Source organism: Agromyces sp. NBRC 114283, from assembly GCF_030268405.1.
Taxonomy (GTDB): domain Bacteria; phylum Actinomycetota; class Actinomycetes; order Actinomycetales; family Microbacteriaceae; genus Agromyces; species Agromyces mediolanus.
The window spans coordinates 633,509-648,197 of record NZ_BSQP01000001.1; the positions used below are offsets into that span (position 1 = coordinate 633,509).

The 14,689-nt window shown below is 74.6% G+C and carries 18 protein-coding genes; 2 read left to right on the forward strand and 16 right to left on the reverse strand.

Translation table 11 applies throughout. The features are described 5' to 3' along the window. Nucleotides 1-6 precede the first annotated feature (6 nt). The 14 genes from QSJ60_RS03030 to QSJ60_RS03095 form a co-directional block, all read right to left on the reverse strand. A complete protein-coding gene (locus QSJ60_RS03030; RefSeq protein WP_285462466.1) occupies nucleotides 7-1,395 on the reverse strand; it encodes a flagellar hook-length control protein FliK in 1,389 nt (462 codons plus the stop codon). Next, nucleotides 1,392-2,246, reverse strand: coding sequence for a C40 family peptidase (locus QSJ60_RS03035; RefSeq protein WP_285462467.1), 855 nt, complete (start codon nucleotides 2,244-2,246; stop codon nucleotides 1,392-1,394). The genes QSJ60_RS03030 and QSJ60_RS03035 overlap by 4 nt, the downstream gene beginning before the upstream one ends. Next, a complete protein-coding gene (locus tag QSJ60_RS03040; protein ID WP_230767326.1) occupies nucleotides 2,246-2,668 on the reverse strand; it encodes a flagellar FliJ family protein in 423 nt (140 codons plus the stop codon). Before QSJ60_RS03040 ends, QSJ60_RS03035 begins: the two co-directional genes overlap by 1 nt. Beyond that, nucleotides 2,665-3,981, reverse strand: a complete 1,317-nt coding sequence (locus QSJ60_RS03045; RefSeq protein ID WP_285462468.1) for a FliI/YscN family ATPase — start codon at nucleotides 3,979-3,981, stop codon at nucleotides 2,665-2,667. The genes QSJ60_RS03040 and QSJ60_RS03045 overlap by 4 nt, the downstream gene beginning before the upstream one ends. Continuing rightward, entirely contained in the window at nucleotides 3,978-4,580 is a 603-nt protein-coding gene (locus tag QSJ60_RS03050; protein ID WP_285462469.1) for a FliH/SctL family protein, read from the reverse strand. The genes QSJ60_RS03045 and QSJ60_RS03050 overlap by 4 nt, the downstream gene beginning before the upstream one ends. Next, nucleotides 4,564-5,580, reverse strand: coding sequence for a flagellar motor switch protein FliG (gene fliG / locus QSJ60_RS03055; RefSeq protein ID WP_308085220.1), 1,017 nt, complete (start codon nucleotides 5,578-5,580; stop codon nucleotides 4,564-4,566). Before fliG ends, QSJ60_RS03050 begins: the two co-directional genes overlap by 17 nt. Next, nucleotides 5,577-7,145 (reverse strand): flagellar basal-body MS-ring/collar protein FliF, encoded by a 1,569-nt coding sequence (gene fliF, locus QSJ60_RS03060; protein WP_285462470.1) that lies wholly within the window; start codon nucleotides 7,143-7,145, stop codon nucleotides 5,577-5,579. The genes fliG and fliF overlap by 4 nt, the downstream gene beginning before the upstream one ends. After that, nucleotides 7,145-7,471: a flagellar hook-basal body complex protein FliE gene (gene fliE / locus QSJ60_RS03065; RefSeq protein WP_285462471.1), complete on the reverse strand. Its 327-nt coding sequence runs from the start codon at nucleotides 7,469-7,471 to the stop codon at nucleotides 7,145-7,147. The genes fliF and fliE overlap by 1 nt, the downstream gene beginning before the upstream one ends. Continuing rightward, complete coding sequence (locus tag QSJ60_RS03070) at nucleotides 7,471-7,863, reverse strand: flagellar basal body rod protein FlgC (RefSeq protein ID WP_285462473.1); 393 nt, start codon at nucleotides 7,861-7,863, stop codon at nucleotides 7,471-7,473. The genes fliE and QSJ60_RS03070 overlap by 1 nt, the downstream gene beginning before the upstream one ends. 13 nt (nucleotides 7,864-7,876) lie before the next feature. Then, the gene (locus QSJ60_RS03075; RefSeq protein WP_189084215.1) at nucleotides 7,877-8,221 is read right to left on the reverse strand and encodes a flagellar basal body rod protein FlgB; all 345 of its coding nucleotides are present in this window, start codon (nucleotides 8,219-8,221) and stop codon (nucleotides 7,877-7,879) included. Nucleotides 8,222-8,346: 125 nt separating this feature from the next. After that, nucleotides 8,347-8,742, reverse strand: a complete 396-nt coding sequence (locus QSJ60_RS03080; RefSeq protein WP_285462475.1) for a hypothetical protein — start codon at nucleotides 8,740-8,742, stop codon at nucleotides 8,347-8,349. Then, a complete protein-coding gene (fliS, locus tag QSJ60_RS03085; RefSeq protein ID WP_285462477.1) occupies nucleotides 8,732-9,133 on the reverse strand; it encodes a flagellar export chaperone FliS in 402 nt (133 codons plus the stop codon). Before fliS ends, QSJ60_RS03080 begins: the two co-directional genes overlap by 11 nt. Before the next feature lie 22 nt (nucleotides 9,134-9,155). Beyond that, nucleotides 9,156-10,547, reverse strand: coding sequence for a flagellar filament capping protein FliD (gene fliD / locus QSJ60_RS03090; protein WP_189084218.1), 1,392 nt, complete (start codon nucleotides 10,545-10,547; stop codon nucleotides 9,156-9,158). Nucleotides 10,548-10,660: 113 nt separating this feature from the next. After that, the gene (locus QSJ60_RS03095) at nucleotides 10,661-11,506 is read right to left on the reverse strand and encodes a flagellin N-terminal helical domain-containing protein (RefSeq protein WP_285462479.1); all 846 of its coding nucleotides are present in this window, start codon (nucleotides 11,504-11,506) and stop codon (nucleotides 10,661-10,663) included. Nucleotides 11,507-11,765: 259 nt separating this feature from the next. On the opposite strand from QSJ60_RS03095, the gene QSJ60_RS03100 reads away from it, so the two are divergent. Continuing rightward, nucleotides 11,766-12,083, forward strand: a complete 318-nt coding sequence (locus QSJ60_RS03100) for a DUF4190 domain-containing protein (RefSeq protein ID WP_285462481.1) — start codon at nucleotides 11,766-11,768, stop codon at nucleotides 12,081-12,083. Between the two features lie 42 nt (nucleotides 12,084-12,125). On the opposite strand, the gene QSJ60_RS03105 is transcribed toward QSJ60_RS03100, so the two are convergent. Both QSJ60_RS03105 and QSJ60_RS03110 read right to left on the reverse strand, forming a co-directional pair. Then, the gene (locus QSJ60_RS03105) at nucleotides 12,126-12,359 is read right to left on the reverse strand and encodes a histidine ammonia-lyase (RefSeq protein WP_285462483.1); all 234 of its coding nucleotides are present in this window, start codon (nucleotides 12,357-12,359) and stop codon (nucleotides 12,126-12,128) included. A 178-nt stretch (nucleotides 12,360-12,537) separates the two neighbouring features. After that, entirely contained in the window at nucleotides 12,538-13,323 is a 786-nt protein-coding gene (locus QSJ60_RS03110; protein WP_189084221.1) for a sigma-70 family RNA polymerase sigma factor, read from the reverse strand. A 291-nt stretch (nucleotides 13,324-13,614) separates the two neighbouring features. Between QSJ60_RS03110 and QSJ60_RS03115 the strand changes: the two genes are divergently transcribed. Beyond that, nucleotides 13,615-14,685 (forward strand): hypothetical protein, encoded by a 1,071-nt coding sequence (locus QSJ60_RS03115; protein ID WP_285462485.1) that lies wholly within the window; start codon nucleotides 13,615-13,617, stop codon nucleotides 14,683-14,685. Nucleotides 14,686-14,689 lie beyond the last annotated feature (4 nt).

Here is a 14,689-nt window from a genome sequence, read left to right on the forward strand (position 1 = left end):
TGCCTCCTAGGCGATCACGTCGAGGCCGGTGCCGGGCGGCATCGGTCCGGTGGGGACGGGGGTCTGGGCGAGGGTGCGCGCGGGCGCGGCGGCGGCGCGCGGCTCCTCGGCGGGGGCGGCGGTGCGGGCGTCGTCGCCGGTCTGCCGTCCGCCGTCGCGGTCCTGCGGGGCGAGGTCGAGCGAGCCGGAGAGGCCGGCGGCCGCGCCGTCGCGGCGGAGGTCGCCGAGCGCCTGGCGCAGCGCCTCGCGGCCCGCATCGTTCGGGGCGTGCAGCTCGACGCGCACGTGCCCGTCGGCGCCGACGACGGCCCGCACGGTGACCGGGCCGAACTCCTCGGGGGCGACGCGCACCGAGACGAGATGCTCGCCGGGTCCGCGGCGGGCGAGGGAGACGAGGTGGCCGCCGAGCTGCTCGGCGAGCGGCGGCGTGGTCGCGGCGGATGCCCCGGCGGGGGCCGCGGCGGGTGCGGCGGGTGCCGCGGGTGCGGTGACCGCGACCGGTGCGGCCGGCGCGGAGGCCGCGAGCGAGGTGATCCCCTCGCCCGTCGGCGCCGTGGCCGGCGTCGCGGGGGCGGTCGCGGATGCCGAGGGGGCGGCCGCGCCGGGCACGGTCGAGCCGGGCGGCGGAGCGGATGCCTCGGCCCCGGCGCGAGCGCGCTCCGTGCCGTCGGCGGTGGCCTGGCCCTGACGCGCCGCTGCGGCGGGGTCGGCGGACGCCGCACCGCTCGCGTTCGCCGGCGCCGGCGCGGTGCTCGATGGGGAGCCGGCCGGCGCCTCGCCGTTCGCGCCGCCGCCGAGCCCGGAGCCCGGCTGTCCGCCGAGCCCGTCGCCGGTGACGCCGCCGGCGGGCGCGCCGCCGGCGACGCCCAGGGGGCTGACCGGGGTGCCGCCCGAGGTGCTGCTCGCCGCCTCGCCGCTCGCAGCCGTCCTCGCAGCAGACCCGGGCGCCGAAGCAGCGGCCGAGGCGAGCACGGCACCGGCCGCGGCGTCGCCGTCGCCCGCACCGCTCACGACGAGCGCCCCGTCCTGGACTGCGCCGGGCTCGGCCTGCGGCAGCCCGAGCCCGGGCCCGAGCCCGAGCCCGGGCCCGAGCCCGAGCCCGGGCTCCGCGGCGGGAGCCGGAACGGGAGCCGTCGGCGCGAAGGCCGCGGGGAGTGCGGCGGCGAGGGAATCGAGGGCCGCCTCGCTCGCCGGTTGCTGCGCGGCGCCGCCGTCGGGCGCCGGGCCGGTTCCCGCACCCGGAGCGGTGCCCGAAGCATCCGGCTGCTGCGCGGTGCCCGCGACGCCCGCGAGCGCGGCCGCGAAGCCGCCGTCGTGGGCCCCTGCGCTGCCCGAGGGGCCGCCGGTCCGCGTGGCGGGGGCGGGCGCGGGGAGCGCCGGGGCGATCGCGGTCATGCGGCGCTCCGGAGGATGGCCTGCAGCTGGGCCGCGGCGACGAGGTCGCCGAGCCCGCCGGCGCCCTGCGCACCCGTGCCGAGGCCCGATCCCGCTCCGAGGCCGGAGCCGAGCCCGGAGCCGAGCCCGCCCGTGCCGCCGAGGCCGAGCAGGGCGCTGAGCATCCCGGCCGTCCCGAGCCCCGTGAGCCCACCGCTCGACGAGGCCAGCAGCGCCTGCAGCTGCGCCGCGACCTCCGCGCCGCCGAGCCCACCGGCTCCGGCGGCGACCGGAGCGGCCGCGGCGGGCTGCCCGGCATCCGGCACGACCCGGCGGATCGTCAGCACGTCCGACTCGTCGAGGTAGTTCTTCTGGTACGAGACCGTGCGGCCCTCGTACGGCGCGTGCACGATCATGCCGTCGCCCGCGTAGATCACGACGTGGTCGGCGTTGTTCGTGATGATGAGGTCGCCCGGCTGCGCCTGCGCCATCGACGGCACCTCGACGCCGAGATCGGTCTGCAGCGAGACGCGGCGCTCCGCGTCGATGCCGAACTTCGCGAGCACCTGCTGCACGAGGCCCGAGCAGTCGACGCCGGAACGGTCGTTCCCGCCGAGCACGTACGGCACGCCGACCCAGGTCTTGGCCTCGGCGACGAGGTCCTCGCCGGTGACGCCCTGGGCGACCGGGCCGCTCTGCCCGAGCGAGGCGGCGGAGGCGGCGTTCGCGGCGGTGGTCCCGTTCGCACCGAGCGCGGCGAGCAGCGCCTGGGCGAAGGCCGTGCCGTCGCTCGCGGCGGCCTGGCGGCCCTGCAGCGCGGCGACGGTCTGGCTGATCTCCTGCATTCGGGCGACGGCGTCGACGGCGGCCATCACTCCTCCCCTCCGCGGGCACGACGCCCGTTCGCGATCTCGTCCAGTCGGTTCTGCTCGACGCGCAGCTCGGTCTCGAGCTCGGCCTCGACGTGCGCGGCCTCCATGCGTTCGAGGGTGCGCACGCGGCGGCGCGCCTCGTCGTGCGTGAGCTTCGCCTCGTCGACCTCGGCCTCGAGCAGGGTGCTCGCGGCGAGGAGCTCGGCGAGCATCGCCTCGCTCGAGGCCCGCGCCGCGGCGATCGCGCGCAGGGTCTCGAGCTGCGTGCCCGGCTCCCCGTAGGCGGAGAGCTCGCGCTGCGCCCTGGCGCGCAGGGCCTCGCTGTCGCGCAGCTTCGCGGTGCGCGAGGCGAGCACGCTCGCGGTGCGCTCCTCCTGCACCCGGCGCACCCGCAGCAGGCCGTCCAAGCGGAATCCCTTCATGCTGCGGCACCTCCGATCGCAGTGACGAGCGCCGCGAGGGCGGCGGTGGTCTGCTCCAGCGGCGTCGACTCGCCCAGCCGTTGCCCGAGGAACGCATCGATCGCGTGCTCGTTCGCGAGCGCCGCGTCGACGAGCGGGTTGGCGCCGGGCTGGTACGCGCCGACGTCGATGAGGTCCTGCGCCTGGGTGCGGGCGGCGAGGGCACGGCGCAGGGCGGCGGCGTCGGCGAGCTCCGCGGGCGGCGTGATCCGGCCGGCGACACGGGAGACCGAACCGAGCACGTCGACCGCGGGGTAGCGCCCGGCCACGGCGATGCGGCGATCGAGCACGACGTGCCCGTCGAGCAGCGACCTGGCCTGGTCGGCGATCGGCTCGTTGTGGTCGTCGCCGTCGACGAGCACCGTGTACAGCCCGGTGACCGAGCCGCTGGTGCCGGCGCCGGCGCGCTCGAGGAGCCGCGCGAGCAGCGCGAACGTCGAGGGCGGATAGCCGCGCGTCGCGGGCGGTTCGCCGGCCGAGAGGCCGACCTCGCGCTGCGCCATGGCGACGCGGGTGAGGGAGTCCATCATGAGCACGACGTGCGCGCCGCGCTCGCGCTCGTGCTCCGCGATCCGGGTGGCGAGCTGCGCGGCGCGCAGGCGCATCGGCGCGGGCTCGTCGGCCGTCGCCACGACGACGACCGAGCGGGCGAGGCCGGCGGGGCCGAGGTCGTCCTCGAGGAACTCGCGCACCTCGCGGCCGCGCTCGCCGATGAGCGCGATGACCGAGACCTCGGCCTCGGAGCCGCGGGCGATCATCGACAGCAGGGTCGACTTGCCGACGCCCGAACCCGCGAAGAGGCCGAGCCGCTGGCCGCGGCCGAGCGGCACGAGGGCGTCGAGCACGCGCACCCCGGTCTGCAGCCGTCGGTCGATGCGGGCGCGGTCGAGCGGCGGGGGCGAGGGATGCCGGAGCGGCACCTGCGCCTCGGCGCGGATCGGGCCGCGGCCGTCGATGGGCCGGCCGAGCCCGTCGATCACCCGGCCGAGGAGGCCGCGACCGACGGGGGCGGTCGCCGTGCCCGCGACGCGGTGCACGGGCAGCCCGACGGCGGGGGCGTCGAGCGGGGTGAGCAGCATGCACGAGGCCGCGCCGGGGCGCACGGCGACGACCTCCGCGGAGGCTCCGCCGAGCTCGACGACCTCGCCCACCGCGAGCGGCAGACCCTCGACCTCGAGCGCGAGGCCGACGGCGCTGCGCACCCGGCCGAGGCGGGCGGGTCGGGCCGCGTCCAGGGCGGAGCGGAAGGCGGGGGCGTCGAGGATCGTCGTCATCGCGACTCCCGGATGGCACGGCGGGCCCGGTCGAGGGCCGCGGCGATGCGGGCGTCGACGAGCCCGTCGGGCAGCTCGGCGATGGCGTCGGCCTCGCCGAGGCTGGCGTCGGCGACGAGTTCGAGGTGCTCGGGGGCCGCGGCGGCGACGCGGGCGAGGGCGGCGGGATGCATCCGCACGCGCGTGACGAGCGCTGCGTCATCGTGGTCGAGCGCCCGGCCGAGGGCGGCCCGGGCCGCTCCGTCCGGGTCGGCGGCGAGCTCGGTGCCGAGCACCGTTTCGGCGAGGGCGAGCGCGCCCTCCGCGAGCTGCCGCTCGGCCGCGGCGAGCACCGGCAGCGCCGCCGCCTCGAGCGCCGTGCGGGCGAGCACGAGCGCCTCGATCGCGGCGCGGTGCTCGGCGTCGCGGCGCGCCTCGCGCTCGGCGGCCTGCGCGGCGATCGCCGTCAGCAGCTCCTCGCGCTCGGCCTCGGTGCGTCGGCGGGCGGCCGCGAGCCCCTGCGCGTAGCCGCGCTCCTCGGCCGCGGCATCCGCCTCGCCCTGGCGCCCGATGCGCGGGAAGTCGATCGTGCCGAACGCGGCCTCACGAGACGAACTCATCGGCGTCCCCTCGCTGCACGGTGATCCGGCCCTCCTCGGCGAGCTCGCGGATGGTGCGCACGAGCTCGGAGCGCGCCTCCTCGACCTGCGAGACGCGCACCTGGCCGAGCAGCTCGACCTCGGAGTTCAGCAGCTCGCGGTTGCGCTCCGAGAGGTTGCCGCGGATCTTCTCCTCGACGGCGGCGGGCGCCCCGCGGAGGGCGAGGGCGAGCACGCCCATGTCGATGCCGCGCACGATGAGCTGCACATCGCGGTCCTCGAAGCGCACCAGGTCGGTGAAGGTCAGCAGCCGGCTGCGCACCTCGGCGGCGAGCTCGGGGTTGCGCTGCTCGAGCGCCTCCAGCACGGCCTTCTCGGTCGCGACCGGGGCGCGGTTGATGATGTCGACGAGCGGCTGCACGCCGCCGGTCACCTCGGCGGCGCTGCGCGGCGAGATCATCGACGCGGCGCGCGACTTCAGCACCTGCGAGACGATCGCCACGGCGGCGGGCGTCGCGCTCGACAGCCCGGCGATGCACTCGGCGACGTCGGCCCGGCGCACGTCGGGCAGCGCCGCGAGGATGTTCGAGGCCTGCGGGGTGCGCAGGTGGGTGAGCACGAGGGCGACGGTCTCGGCCATCTCCGCCTCGAGCAGCGAGATGACCTGGGCGGGCTCCGCGGCGTCGAGGAACTCGAAGGAGCGCCCGGCGAGCGAGGAGGCGACGCGGTTCATCACGCCGGTGGCGCGCTCGCTGCCGAAGGAGGACTCGAGCAGCCCCTCGGCGACGTCGAGGCCGCCGCGGGCGGCGAGCCGGCCGCGCATGGCGAGCTCGTGGAACTCGGCGATCGCGTGGTCCGCGGCGTCGAGGTCGACGCGCTGCAGCCGGATGATCTCGGCGGCGATCTCCTCGGCCTCGGTCTCGCTGAACTCCTTCAGCAGCGCGGCCGCCTGGTCGCGCTCGAGGTTCATCAGCACGAGGGCGACCTTCTGGGCGCCCGTCATCGTCGCGGCGTCGTTCACCCGGCGCTCCGATCATCGAGCATGGCGCGCAGCAGCTTCGCCGTGCGCTCGGGATCCTGCTGGGCCATCCGGGCGATGTCGCTGCGGCGGCTCTCGGCCGGGTCGGGGCCGATCGGCTCCGTCGGCGCGTCGAGGGCGATGGGCTCCGGCGCGGACTCGAGCACCTGCGTGTAGTGCGGCACGGCCTCCTCGAGCTCGAGCGGTTCGCGGCGCGGGCGCAGGCGGCGGGCGATGACGATCGCGCCGACGATCCCGACGACGAGGGTCACGAGGGCGATGGCGCCCCAGCGGATGAGCTCGGCCATGCGGTCCTGCTCGGCCTGCGCCTCGGCCGAGCGCAGCGCCTCGGTGGCCCGCTCGGAGTCGGCGGTGCTGAAGTCGACGAGCTCGACGTTCACGGCATCGCCGCGCTGGCGGTCGATGCCCGCGGCGGCGGCGACGAGGTCCTGGATCGCGTTCGAGGAGAGCCCCTTCGCCGCGGTGCGGTCGATCGCGACGGACACGGTCTGCCTGGCGACGGCGCCGGCCGGGATGCTGCGGGTCTCGGTGACCTTGTCGACGGCGTTGTTCTGCACCCGCTGCTCCGAGGTGTACGTGCCGTCGCCGCCGGTGCCGCCCGGGACCGCGATGTTGTCGGGGCCGAGCACGCCCGCCTGGGCGCCGCCCGTTCCGGTGTAGGTCTCGGTGTTCACCGACTCGTTGAGCGCCGGGGTGTCCTCGGCCCCCTCGAAGCGCTCGGTCGTCACCTCGGCGGACTCGTCGCTGATCGTCGCGGCGACGGCCACGCTGGAGTTGCCCGAGCCGAGGATCCGGTCGAGCATCTGCTGCACGGCCGTCGTGGTGCGGGTCTCGTAGTCGGCCGCGCGGCTCTCGGCCCCGCCGGAGGCGCCGACGCCGACCGCGGACAGCACGTTGCCGTTCGCGTCGACGACCGCGACGTCCTCGGCCTTCATGCCCTCCACCGCAGCGCTCGTGAGGTGCGTGATCGCGTTGACCTGCGTCGTCGAGAGGGTCGTGCCGGCGTCGGTCTCGATGAAGACGGATGCCGTCGGGTCGACCTTCTCGGAGACGAACACGGTCTCCTCGGGCAGCGCGAGCTGCACGGAGGCGGAGCGCACGCCCTTCATCGCCTTGATCGTCGACGCGAGCTCGCCCTCGATGGCGCGCTTGTACGTCACCGACTGCTGGAACGAGGAGGTCGTCATGCCGAGGTCGTCGAGCAGCGCGTAGCCGCCGCCGTCGGAGTTCGCCGGGAGGCCGGCCGAGGCCGCCTTGATGCGCTCCTCGTAGACGACCTGCTCGGGCACGAGCACCGTGGTGCCGCCGTCGGCGAGCTCGTAGGGCACGTTGCCGGAGCGCAGCTGCTCGACGACGGCGCTCGCGTCGGAGCCGGACAGCCCGCTGAACAGCGGCGTGTACGACGGCTTCGTGAGCCAGGCGGCGAGCCCGACGACGCCGAGCACGAGCAGGCCGACCGCGAGCACGGCGAGCACCCGCTGCGCGGTGCTGAAGCCGCCGACGAACGCACCGATCCGCGCGAGCCCGGCCTTGACGGGGGCGGGCATCAGGCCTGCATCCGCATGATCTCGTTGAACGCCTCGACGCCCTTGTTGCGCACGGCGGCGACGAGCTCGAGCGTGACGGCCGCGCGCGAGGACGCGAGCGTGGCCCGGTGGATGTCGGTGAGGTCGCCCGTGACGGCCTTCAGCGCGAGCGTCTTCGACTCGGCCTGCAGCGCCTGCGCGCCGTCGACGGCGCCGAGCACGCCCGCGAAGGCCGCGCCGCCGGTGCCGGCCACCCCGCTCGTGCGGCTCGCGTCCGCCTCGAGGTAGGCGCTCTGCGCCACCGCCTGCACACCGGCCTGCACGCCGTTCACTCCGGGGATGGGCATCAGCTGCGTCCGATCTGCAGGGCCGACATGTAGGTCTCACGGGCGCGGTCGACGACGGCCGCGTTCGCCTGGTAGCCGCGCTGCGCCATGATCAGCGAGCCCATCTGGCTGGACAGGTCGATGTCCGGGTACCGCACGTAGCCCTCCGCGTCGGCGAGCGGGTGCGCCGGCTCGTAGACCATGCGGCCCTCGGCGTCGCCGTACGCGGCGCCCTGCACGTACACGCCGGAGGTGCCCTCGCCGGCCTGGGCGATGACGTAGCGCGCCTGGAAGGCGTCGCCGTTCGTCGGCGTGGCCGTGTTGACGTTGGCGAGGTTGTCCGAGACCGCGTCGAGCCACTTGCGGTGCACGGTCAGAGCGGAGCCGGCGATGCCGATCGCGTCGAAGGTCATGGGGTCCTCCGGGTCATCCGTTGGTGCGCATCGCGGTGCGCAGTGAGGTGAACTGGCCGTTCGCGGCCTGCGCCGCGAACTGGTACCGCAGCACGGTGTCGATGTTCGACAGCGTCTCGGTGTCGAGGTTGACGTTGTTGCCGTTGAGCTTCGTCGGCTCGAGCGAGTTCTGGGTGGTCGCGCGCACGCGGCCGTCGCCGGCCTCGATGGAGGCGGCGAGGGCGTCCTCGAACTGGACGCGCTTGGCCGTGTAGAACGGCGTGTTCACGTTCGCGATGTTGTTCGCGATGGCCCGCTGGCGCTCGGCGAGGCCGTCGAGCGCGCTCGCGAGGGCGAGCGAGGAGACGGATTCGAGCACGATCCTCCCAGGGTGCGTGGTGGGGCCGATCCCTGGCCTCGTCTCGAGCGATCCGTGCTCGAAGGTCACTCTCGGTCGCGGGTGCCGCCGCCGTTAGCTGCGGTGCCGGAGCTGCGCAGGACGGCTCAGGCGGTGGCGTCGAGGTAGGCGGGGCGTGGGGCGGAGGATGCCGCGGCCCCCGCCGCACCGAGCCGGGCGAGCTCGGCGGCGGTGTCGTCGCGGTCTCGGCGCAGCTCGGCGGCGCGCGCGTCGATCCGCTCGCGCAGGGCGGCGGCCCGGGCGGCGAGCTCGGCGGGCAGACGGTCGAGTCCCGCGGGCTCGGGGAGCGTGGCCGGGCCGTCCGCCGCGAGCGCCAGCTCCAGCTCGTCGAGCCACCGGGCCCAGCTCGTGGACGGCTCCGAGGCGGCCGCCCCCAATGCGGCCGTCTCCGAGGCATCCGCTCCCTCGCCGAGCCGTTCGGTCGGCTCGAGCCGTTCGGTCGGATCGTGCTGCTCGGCCGGGACGGTCGGCTCAGCCGACACGCGCGACTCCGCCGAGCGGTGCGGCGACCGGCATCGCGGCGGCCTCGTGCCACGCCTGGCGGAGCGGCTCGAGCCGGGCCTGGCACTCGCGGGTGAGCTCCACGTCGCGCGAGATGTTCGCCCGCACGAGCGACTGGTACACGTAGTCGTAGATCGCCATGAGCCGGCTCGCGCCGTCCCAGACGCGCACGTCGAGGGTGCGCTGCAGCTCGCTCACGATGTCCTGGGCGTGCAGCAGCTGCGCGCTCGCCTCGCCCCACTGCTCCGCGAGCTGGGCCTGCTCGGCGCGGTCCAGGTCGAGCAGCAGTCGGTCGTAGAGCATGGTGAGCAGCTGCGCCGGGCTCGCCGAGAGGATGGCGGTGCGCTGGTAGTCGTTCAGCCGATCGGTCATGCCGACTCCTTCCGGGCGGGGATCACTTGTTCGAGTTCGACCACGTCGGCAGGTTCGCGAGCTGCGAGGCGAGGTAGTCGGACTGCTTGTTCATGCTGCTGAGGGCGACCTCGAGCGCCGAGTAGGTGCGCTTCAGGGTCGCCTCGCGCTGTTCGAGCCGCCGCGTCCAGGACTCGATCTGCTTGTCCATGTCGGCGATCGTCGTCTGACGCCCCTGGATCTGCTTGGTGAGCAGGCCGTCGAAGCGGTCGGCGTACCGGTCGGTGACCTCCTCGATGCGGGTCGCGACGGTGGCGAAGGCCGAGCGCACCGCGGCCGGGTTCGTCTCGAGCGCCTTCTGGAACTTCTCGGCGTCGAACTCGAGCTCGCCGTCCTTCGAGACGCTGATGCCGAAGGGGGCGATCGAGTTGCCGGCGACCGGGCCCTGGATGGCCGAGACGAGCGCCTGGCGGAGCGTGCGGATGTTCGAGTCGCTCGTGAAGCTGCCGACGACCGTGATCGGGTTGCCCGAGGCATCCGTCGACTTCGTGCTCGCGGACTTCGCGTCGATGAAGGCGAGCACGTCCTTGATCTTGTCGAGGAACGCCTGCGCGGCGGTGGCCGACTCCTTCGTGTTCGGCGCGATGTCGATCGTGACCGGGGCCGAGGTGACTTTCGAGATGGTGACGTCGACGCCCGGGAGCAGGTCGGTGAAGGTGTTCGAGGCGCTCGTCAGCTGCTGCTCGGCCGCCGTGCCGGCGAAGAGGGTGACCTGGGCGTCGGCGCCCTGGCGCAGCAGGGCCGCGCCGGGCTGATCGGTGAGCTCGGTGGCGGTGCCGGCGTCGACGTCGGCCTCGCTGCCGATGAAGACGCGGAAGGACGCTGCGGCGCCGGTCTCGGTCGAGGCGAGCTGGAGTCGCGAGAGGGCCGCGCCGCCGGCGTCGGTGCCGGCCTGGATGCGAGTGGCGCGGATGCCGAGCTCCGCGTTGTTCACGGCGCGGGCGACGTCCTCGATCGAGCTGCTGCTCGCGACGAGCTGCGTGCGCGTGCCGTCGGGGCGCACGATGGTGAGCACGGGCGGCACGCCCGGCAGGCTCGGCATCGCGGCCGAGACCATGACGTGCGCGCTCGCGACGCGGGTCACGGTGAGGTCGATGCCGCCGGCGGAGGCGCCGGGGCGGGTCGCGACCGAGACGGAGGGGTCGGTCGCGGAGGTCGTGAACTTCGACAGCGCTTCGGGCTTCGCCGCGCCCTGGGCGAGCTCCATGAGGGAGGCGAGGCGCGCGTTCAGCGAGAGCAGGTCGGTGACGACGGAGGAAGCCTTCGCCTTGCTCTGCACGAGGAGCGCGCGCGGCGCGGCCTCGGCGGCCATGAGCTTCGCGATGAGCTCGGTCGTGTTGAGGCCGCTCACGAGGCCGTCGAGGGAGATCCCCATGCGTTGCTCCTTGCGGTCGGTCGTGGTGCGGTGGAACGGGACGAACCCGGCGGTGACGGGGCGGAGTGCAGCGCCTCGGTCACCGCCGGGTTCGGTCAGATGATCCCTGCGGCTCAGCCGAGGAGCTTCAGCACGCCCTGGTTGGCCTGGTTGGCCTGGGCGAGCATCGCGGTACCGGCCTGCGAGAGGATGCTGGCGCGGGTGTAGCTGACCATCTCGGCCGCCATGTCCGTGTCGCGGATGCGCGACTCGGCCGCCGAGAGGTTCTCGGCCGAGACGTTCAGCGTACGGATGGTCGACTCGAAGCGGTTCTGCTGCGCACCGAGGTCGGCGCGAGCGGTCGAGATCGCCGTGATGGCGGTGTCGATCGCGGTCAGCGTGGTGTTCGCGGTCGCGTTGCTGGTGACGACGAAGCCCGCACCGGCGGCGGTGCCGTCGGCCGAGGCCAGCGTGCCGACCGAGGTGCCCACGTTCGCGAGGTTGATCGCGATCGTGTCGTTCGCGGTGTCGCCCGCGCCCACCTGGAAGTTCAGCGAGCCGCCCTTGAGCAGGTCGATCCCGTTGAAGTTCACGCCCTCCGAGACGCGGTAGAGCTCGAGGCTCAGCGCGTCGGCCTCCTTCTGGATGGCGGCGCGCGACTCGGTGTTGTTCGAGTCGGAGGCGCCCTGCACCGCGAGGTCGCGCATGCGGTGGAGGATGTTGTGAACCTCGGTCAGCGCACCTTCCGCCGTCTGGATGACGGAGATGCCGTCCTGCGCGTTGCGCGCCGCGACCTTGGTGCCGGAGATCTGCGAGCGCAGGCCCTCCGAGATCGCGAGGCCCGCGGCGTCGTCGGCAGCACGGTTGATGCGCAGACCGCTCGAGAGCTTCTCGAGCGACTTCGACAGCTCGTTCTGCGTGTTGGTCAGGTTGCGGTGCGCGTTGAACGCCGCAACGTTGGTGTTGATCTGCATACCCATGGTGTGATCTCTTCCTTGATCGGTCGCGGTCCATCCGTGGACCGTCGAGAGCCACTCTCGGTCGCGGCATCCGGGTCCGTTAGCCGCGGTTCGGGCCGCGTCGCCCCCGGTGGCCACGAGGACGGCGGGGAGTCAGCGCCGCGTGGGCGCCTCGGGATCGATCCGCTACGCTCGGGATACCATCACGTCGAGCGCGGCGACCCGGATTCCTGGCCCGCGCACCCGCACGCCGACCGCATCCGAACCGAGCAGGATCCCAATGACGAACCAGCCGCCCTCCCCGCCTCAGCTCCCGCCGCAGATCGTGCTGGCCGCCGCTCCGCCGCCCCCGCCCCGGGGGCTCAGCATCACCTCGATGGTGCTGGCGCTCGTGTCGATCGTCTTCGGGTTCACGTTCCTGCTCCCGCTGCTGTCGCTGATCCTGGGATTCATCGGCCTGAAGAAGGAACCGGCCGGCCGCGGCATGGCGATCACGGGCGTCGTGATCAGCGGGCTCATCCTGCTCGTCTGGGCCGCCGTCTTCGCCGTGGTCATCGTGATCGGCGTCGTGGCCGCCGCGAGCGCCGGGACGTCGTAGACGTTCGAGGAGCGGCCGGCGCGCGGGGATGCCGCGGCGGCCTCAGCCTGACGAGGTGCCGGGAACCAGCGGATTGCCGGGGCCGTGAAGCCGGCCCGTCGCGGGGTCGACCCAGTTGCCGGAGCCGGTCGCCCGGTGCCAGCGCTTGTGGAACGAGAGGTCGGTGCCCTCGGCTTCGACGACGGCTGCGCCGCACAGATCGCAGATGCGCAAGAGGACGACGTCGCCGCCCGCAGTCGTGACGGAGATCTCCCCGTCCGGGAATACGACGCCCATCGGCTCCTCCTCGTGCTGCACCCGACCATCGCGGTCAGGGTCCGAGTCTGCCACCGCTGAGCGCGCGCGACGTCAGTATTTGCGGGTCGCCGGGCCTCCGCACCCGCAAATACTGCCCGCATGCGGCGCAGTGGCCGACCGGAGGGGGTCACCTGAGCCGGGCCAGGGGGTGCCCGGCTCAGGCGAGTGTGGTGCTGCGGCGCCCGCCGAAGGCGCCGCCGAGGTCGTCGAGGTACTTCTTCGCCCGCGAGGTGCTCGGGGCCGGCACCTGCAGGGGCAGTTCGGTCTCGTCCGCGAGGTACCCCGCAGCGCCGAGGCGCAGGAGGCGCAGGCCCTCGCTGCGCTGCTGCGAGACGGCCGAGTGCGTGACGCCCAGTTCCTCGGCGAGCTCGGTGACCGCACGGTCGTGGAAGTAGATCTCCTCGATCACGTAGCGCAGCCGCTCGGGCAGCGCGGCGACCGCGGCGTGCGCGAACTCGATCCGCTCGCGCACGACGAGCTCCGCCTCCGGGAGCATGACCTCGGATGCCTCGTCGCCGACGAAGGCCTCGTCGTAGGGACCGACCCGGCGGGACGCGAGGCCCTCGTACTCGGAGGCCGTCGCGCGGTCGACGCCGAGCGCCGAGGCGAGCTCGCCCGTCGAGGGGCGACGGCCGAGGGCCGCGGTCAGCTGCTCCTGGACGGCGACCGTCTCCTTGATGGTCTGCCGGGTGCTGCGCTTCGCCCAGTCGGTGGCGCGCATCTCGTCGCGGATGCCGCCGAGGATGCGCTCGCGCGCGTAGGCGCCGAACGGCACGCCCCGTTCGGCGTCGTACGCGTCGACCGCCTTGACGAGGGCGACGGCGCCCGCCTGCGCGAGATCGTCGCGGGAGAGGTGGGTGGCGCTCGCGATCACCTTCGACACCAGGAAGCCCACGAGCGGCAGGTGCTCGACGATCATCCGATCGCGTTCGTCGGTCTTCACCGGGGGTCCCTCACTCTCAGTGCCGGGCCGTCGCGCTCCCGCGACGGTCACCCGGCGCTCAGTACATGCGCGGCGGCGCTCCCGCGGCCCCCGGACGCGGGGACGGTGAATTCCGGCGCGGGATCTCTGAATCGCTTCGGCGGATGCCGCGTCGGGATCCGGTGAGGATCGCGCCGCGCAGCGGGGGAGACGGCCGGATTCGCGGGGCCGGTGGATCGGCGGCGACCACTGCGTCGGATCCGGGGGATCCGCGGGGGCCTCCGGCGATTCGGCGCCGCGCACGATGGGCGCGTGGAACACCTCGACCGCCCAGCCGGGAACGCGCAGCCCGTCACGGCCCCGCGCGACTGGACGGTCGATCTCGCGAGCGACGATCCGCACGAGGTGCGCCGGGCCGCTGCGGAGCTCCTCGACGAGACCGTCCGCGCGGTGCGCGGGCTGCGTTCCCGCATGGGCCTCGGCGACGCCGACGTGCAGGACGCCATCGGCGAAACCCTGCTGGAGCTCGCGAAACGGCTCGAGGCGGGGCATCCCGTCCCCGGCGCGATCGTGCAGCGCGTGGCGACCACCGTGTGCTCCCGCTTCGTGAACGGGCCGGTTCGCCACGAGACGGCGAAGGCGCTGCGCATCCTGAAGGAACGCGTCGCGGCGGAGGAGGCGGTGCTCGGCCGCTCGCTGTCGAGCCGCGCGGTCGCCGCGCTCGCCGAGGAGGTGCGCCTCGGGCCGGACTTCAACCCGCGGCACCGCCCGGTGGAGCGCTTCCACCTCGTGGAGGGGTTCTCGAAACCGCTCTCGATCGACCGCTACGACGCCGACGTCGTCGACGTGCTGCTCTCGCGGGCGGTGGACGCGCGCGCCACGAGCGACGGAACCGCGGATGCCGCGGCCGCGGGGCTCTCGGGGGCCGCCGCAGGCGGGGCGTGCGACCGGCTGCTCGACCGGCTCGAACGCGGGCGGGTGACCCGCCGCGAGGCGAGGCTCGAGCTGTGGGGCGCCGTCGCCGCCGACGAGGAACTGCCGCGCCCGGCGCAGGGGCGTCTCGACCGTCGGCTCGCCGCCGACCTGCAGGCCTACGTCGAGGCGCTGCCGGAGGGGGTCGTCACGGCCTGCCGCGAGCAGCTCGACGGGCGGGAGACGCGAGCCGTGTTCGCGCTGTTCGCCCCCTTCGCCGATCTCGACGAGCCGCAGAAGGATGCGATCGCCGAAGCCCTCGCCCGTCGGGGCGGCTTCGCCACCCGGATCTGGGCGAGCGCGGTCGCGCAGGCGCAGCTGCCGGCGCGGGAGTGGTCGGCCGGCGCCGGGCTCTCACGGGTCGCGGCCATCCGTCCGCCGATCCGCGCGGTCGCGGGTGCGCGGGCCTAGCCTG

Coding starts and splice junctions, on each gene's coding strand:
- QSJ60_RS03050 (WP_285462469.1), bottom strand. CDS start 4,580: ATGAGTTCGTCTCGTGAGGCCGCGTTCGGCACGATCGACTTCCCGCGC.
- fliS (WP_285462477.1), bottom strand. CDS start 9,133: ATGACCGATCGGCTGAACGACTACCAGCGCACCGCCATCCTCTCGGCG.
- fliF (WP_285462470.1), bottom strand. CDS start 7,145: ATGCCCGCCCCCGTCAAGGCCGGGCTCGCGCGGATCGGTGCGTTCGTC.
- QSJ60_RS03105 (WP_285462483.1), bottom strand. CDS start 12,359: ATGGGCGTCGTATTCCCGGACGGGGAGATCTCCGTCACGACTGCGGGC.
- QSJ60_RS03030 (WP_285462466.1), bottom strand. CDS start 1,395: ATGACCGCGATCGCCCCGGCGCTCCCCGCGCCCGCCCCCGCCACGCGG.
- fliD (WP_189084218.1), bottom strand. CDS start 10,547: ATGGGGATCTCCCTCGACGGCCTCGTGAGCGGCCTCAACACGACCGAG.
- QSJ60_RS03100 (WP_285462481.1), top strand. CDS start 11,766: ATGACGAACCAGCCGCCCTCCCCGCCTCAGCTCCCGCCGCAGATCGTG.
- QSJ60_RS03070 (WP_285462473.1), bottom strand. CDS start 7,863: ATGACCTTCGACGCGATCGGCATCGCCGGCTCCGCTCTGACCGTGCAC.
- QSJ60_RS03040 (WP_230767326.1), bottom strand. CDS start 2,668: ATGAAGGGATTCCGCTTGGACGGCCTGCTGCGGGTGCGCCGGGTGCAG.
- QSJ60_RS03095 (WP_285462479.1), bottom strand. CDS start 11,506: ATGGGTATGCAGATCAACACCAACGTTGCGGCGTTCAACGCGCACCGC.
- QSJ60_RS03045 (WP_285462468.1), bottom strand. CDS start 3,981: ATGACGACGATCCTCGACGCCCCCGCCTTCCGCTCCGCCCTGGACGCG.
- fliE (WP_285462471.1), bottom strand. CDS start 7,471: ATGCCCATCCCCGGAGTGAACGGCGTGCAGGCCGGTGTGCAGGCGGTG.
- QSJ60_RS03035 (WP_285462467.1), bottom strand. CDS start 2,246: ATGGCCGCCGTCGACGCCGTCGCCCGAATGCAGGAGATCAGCCAGACC.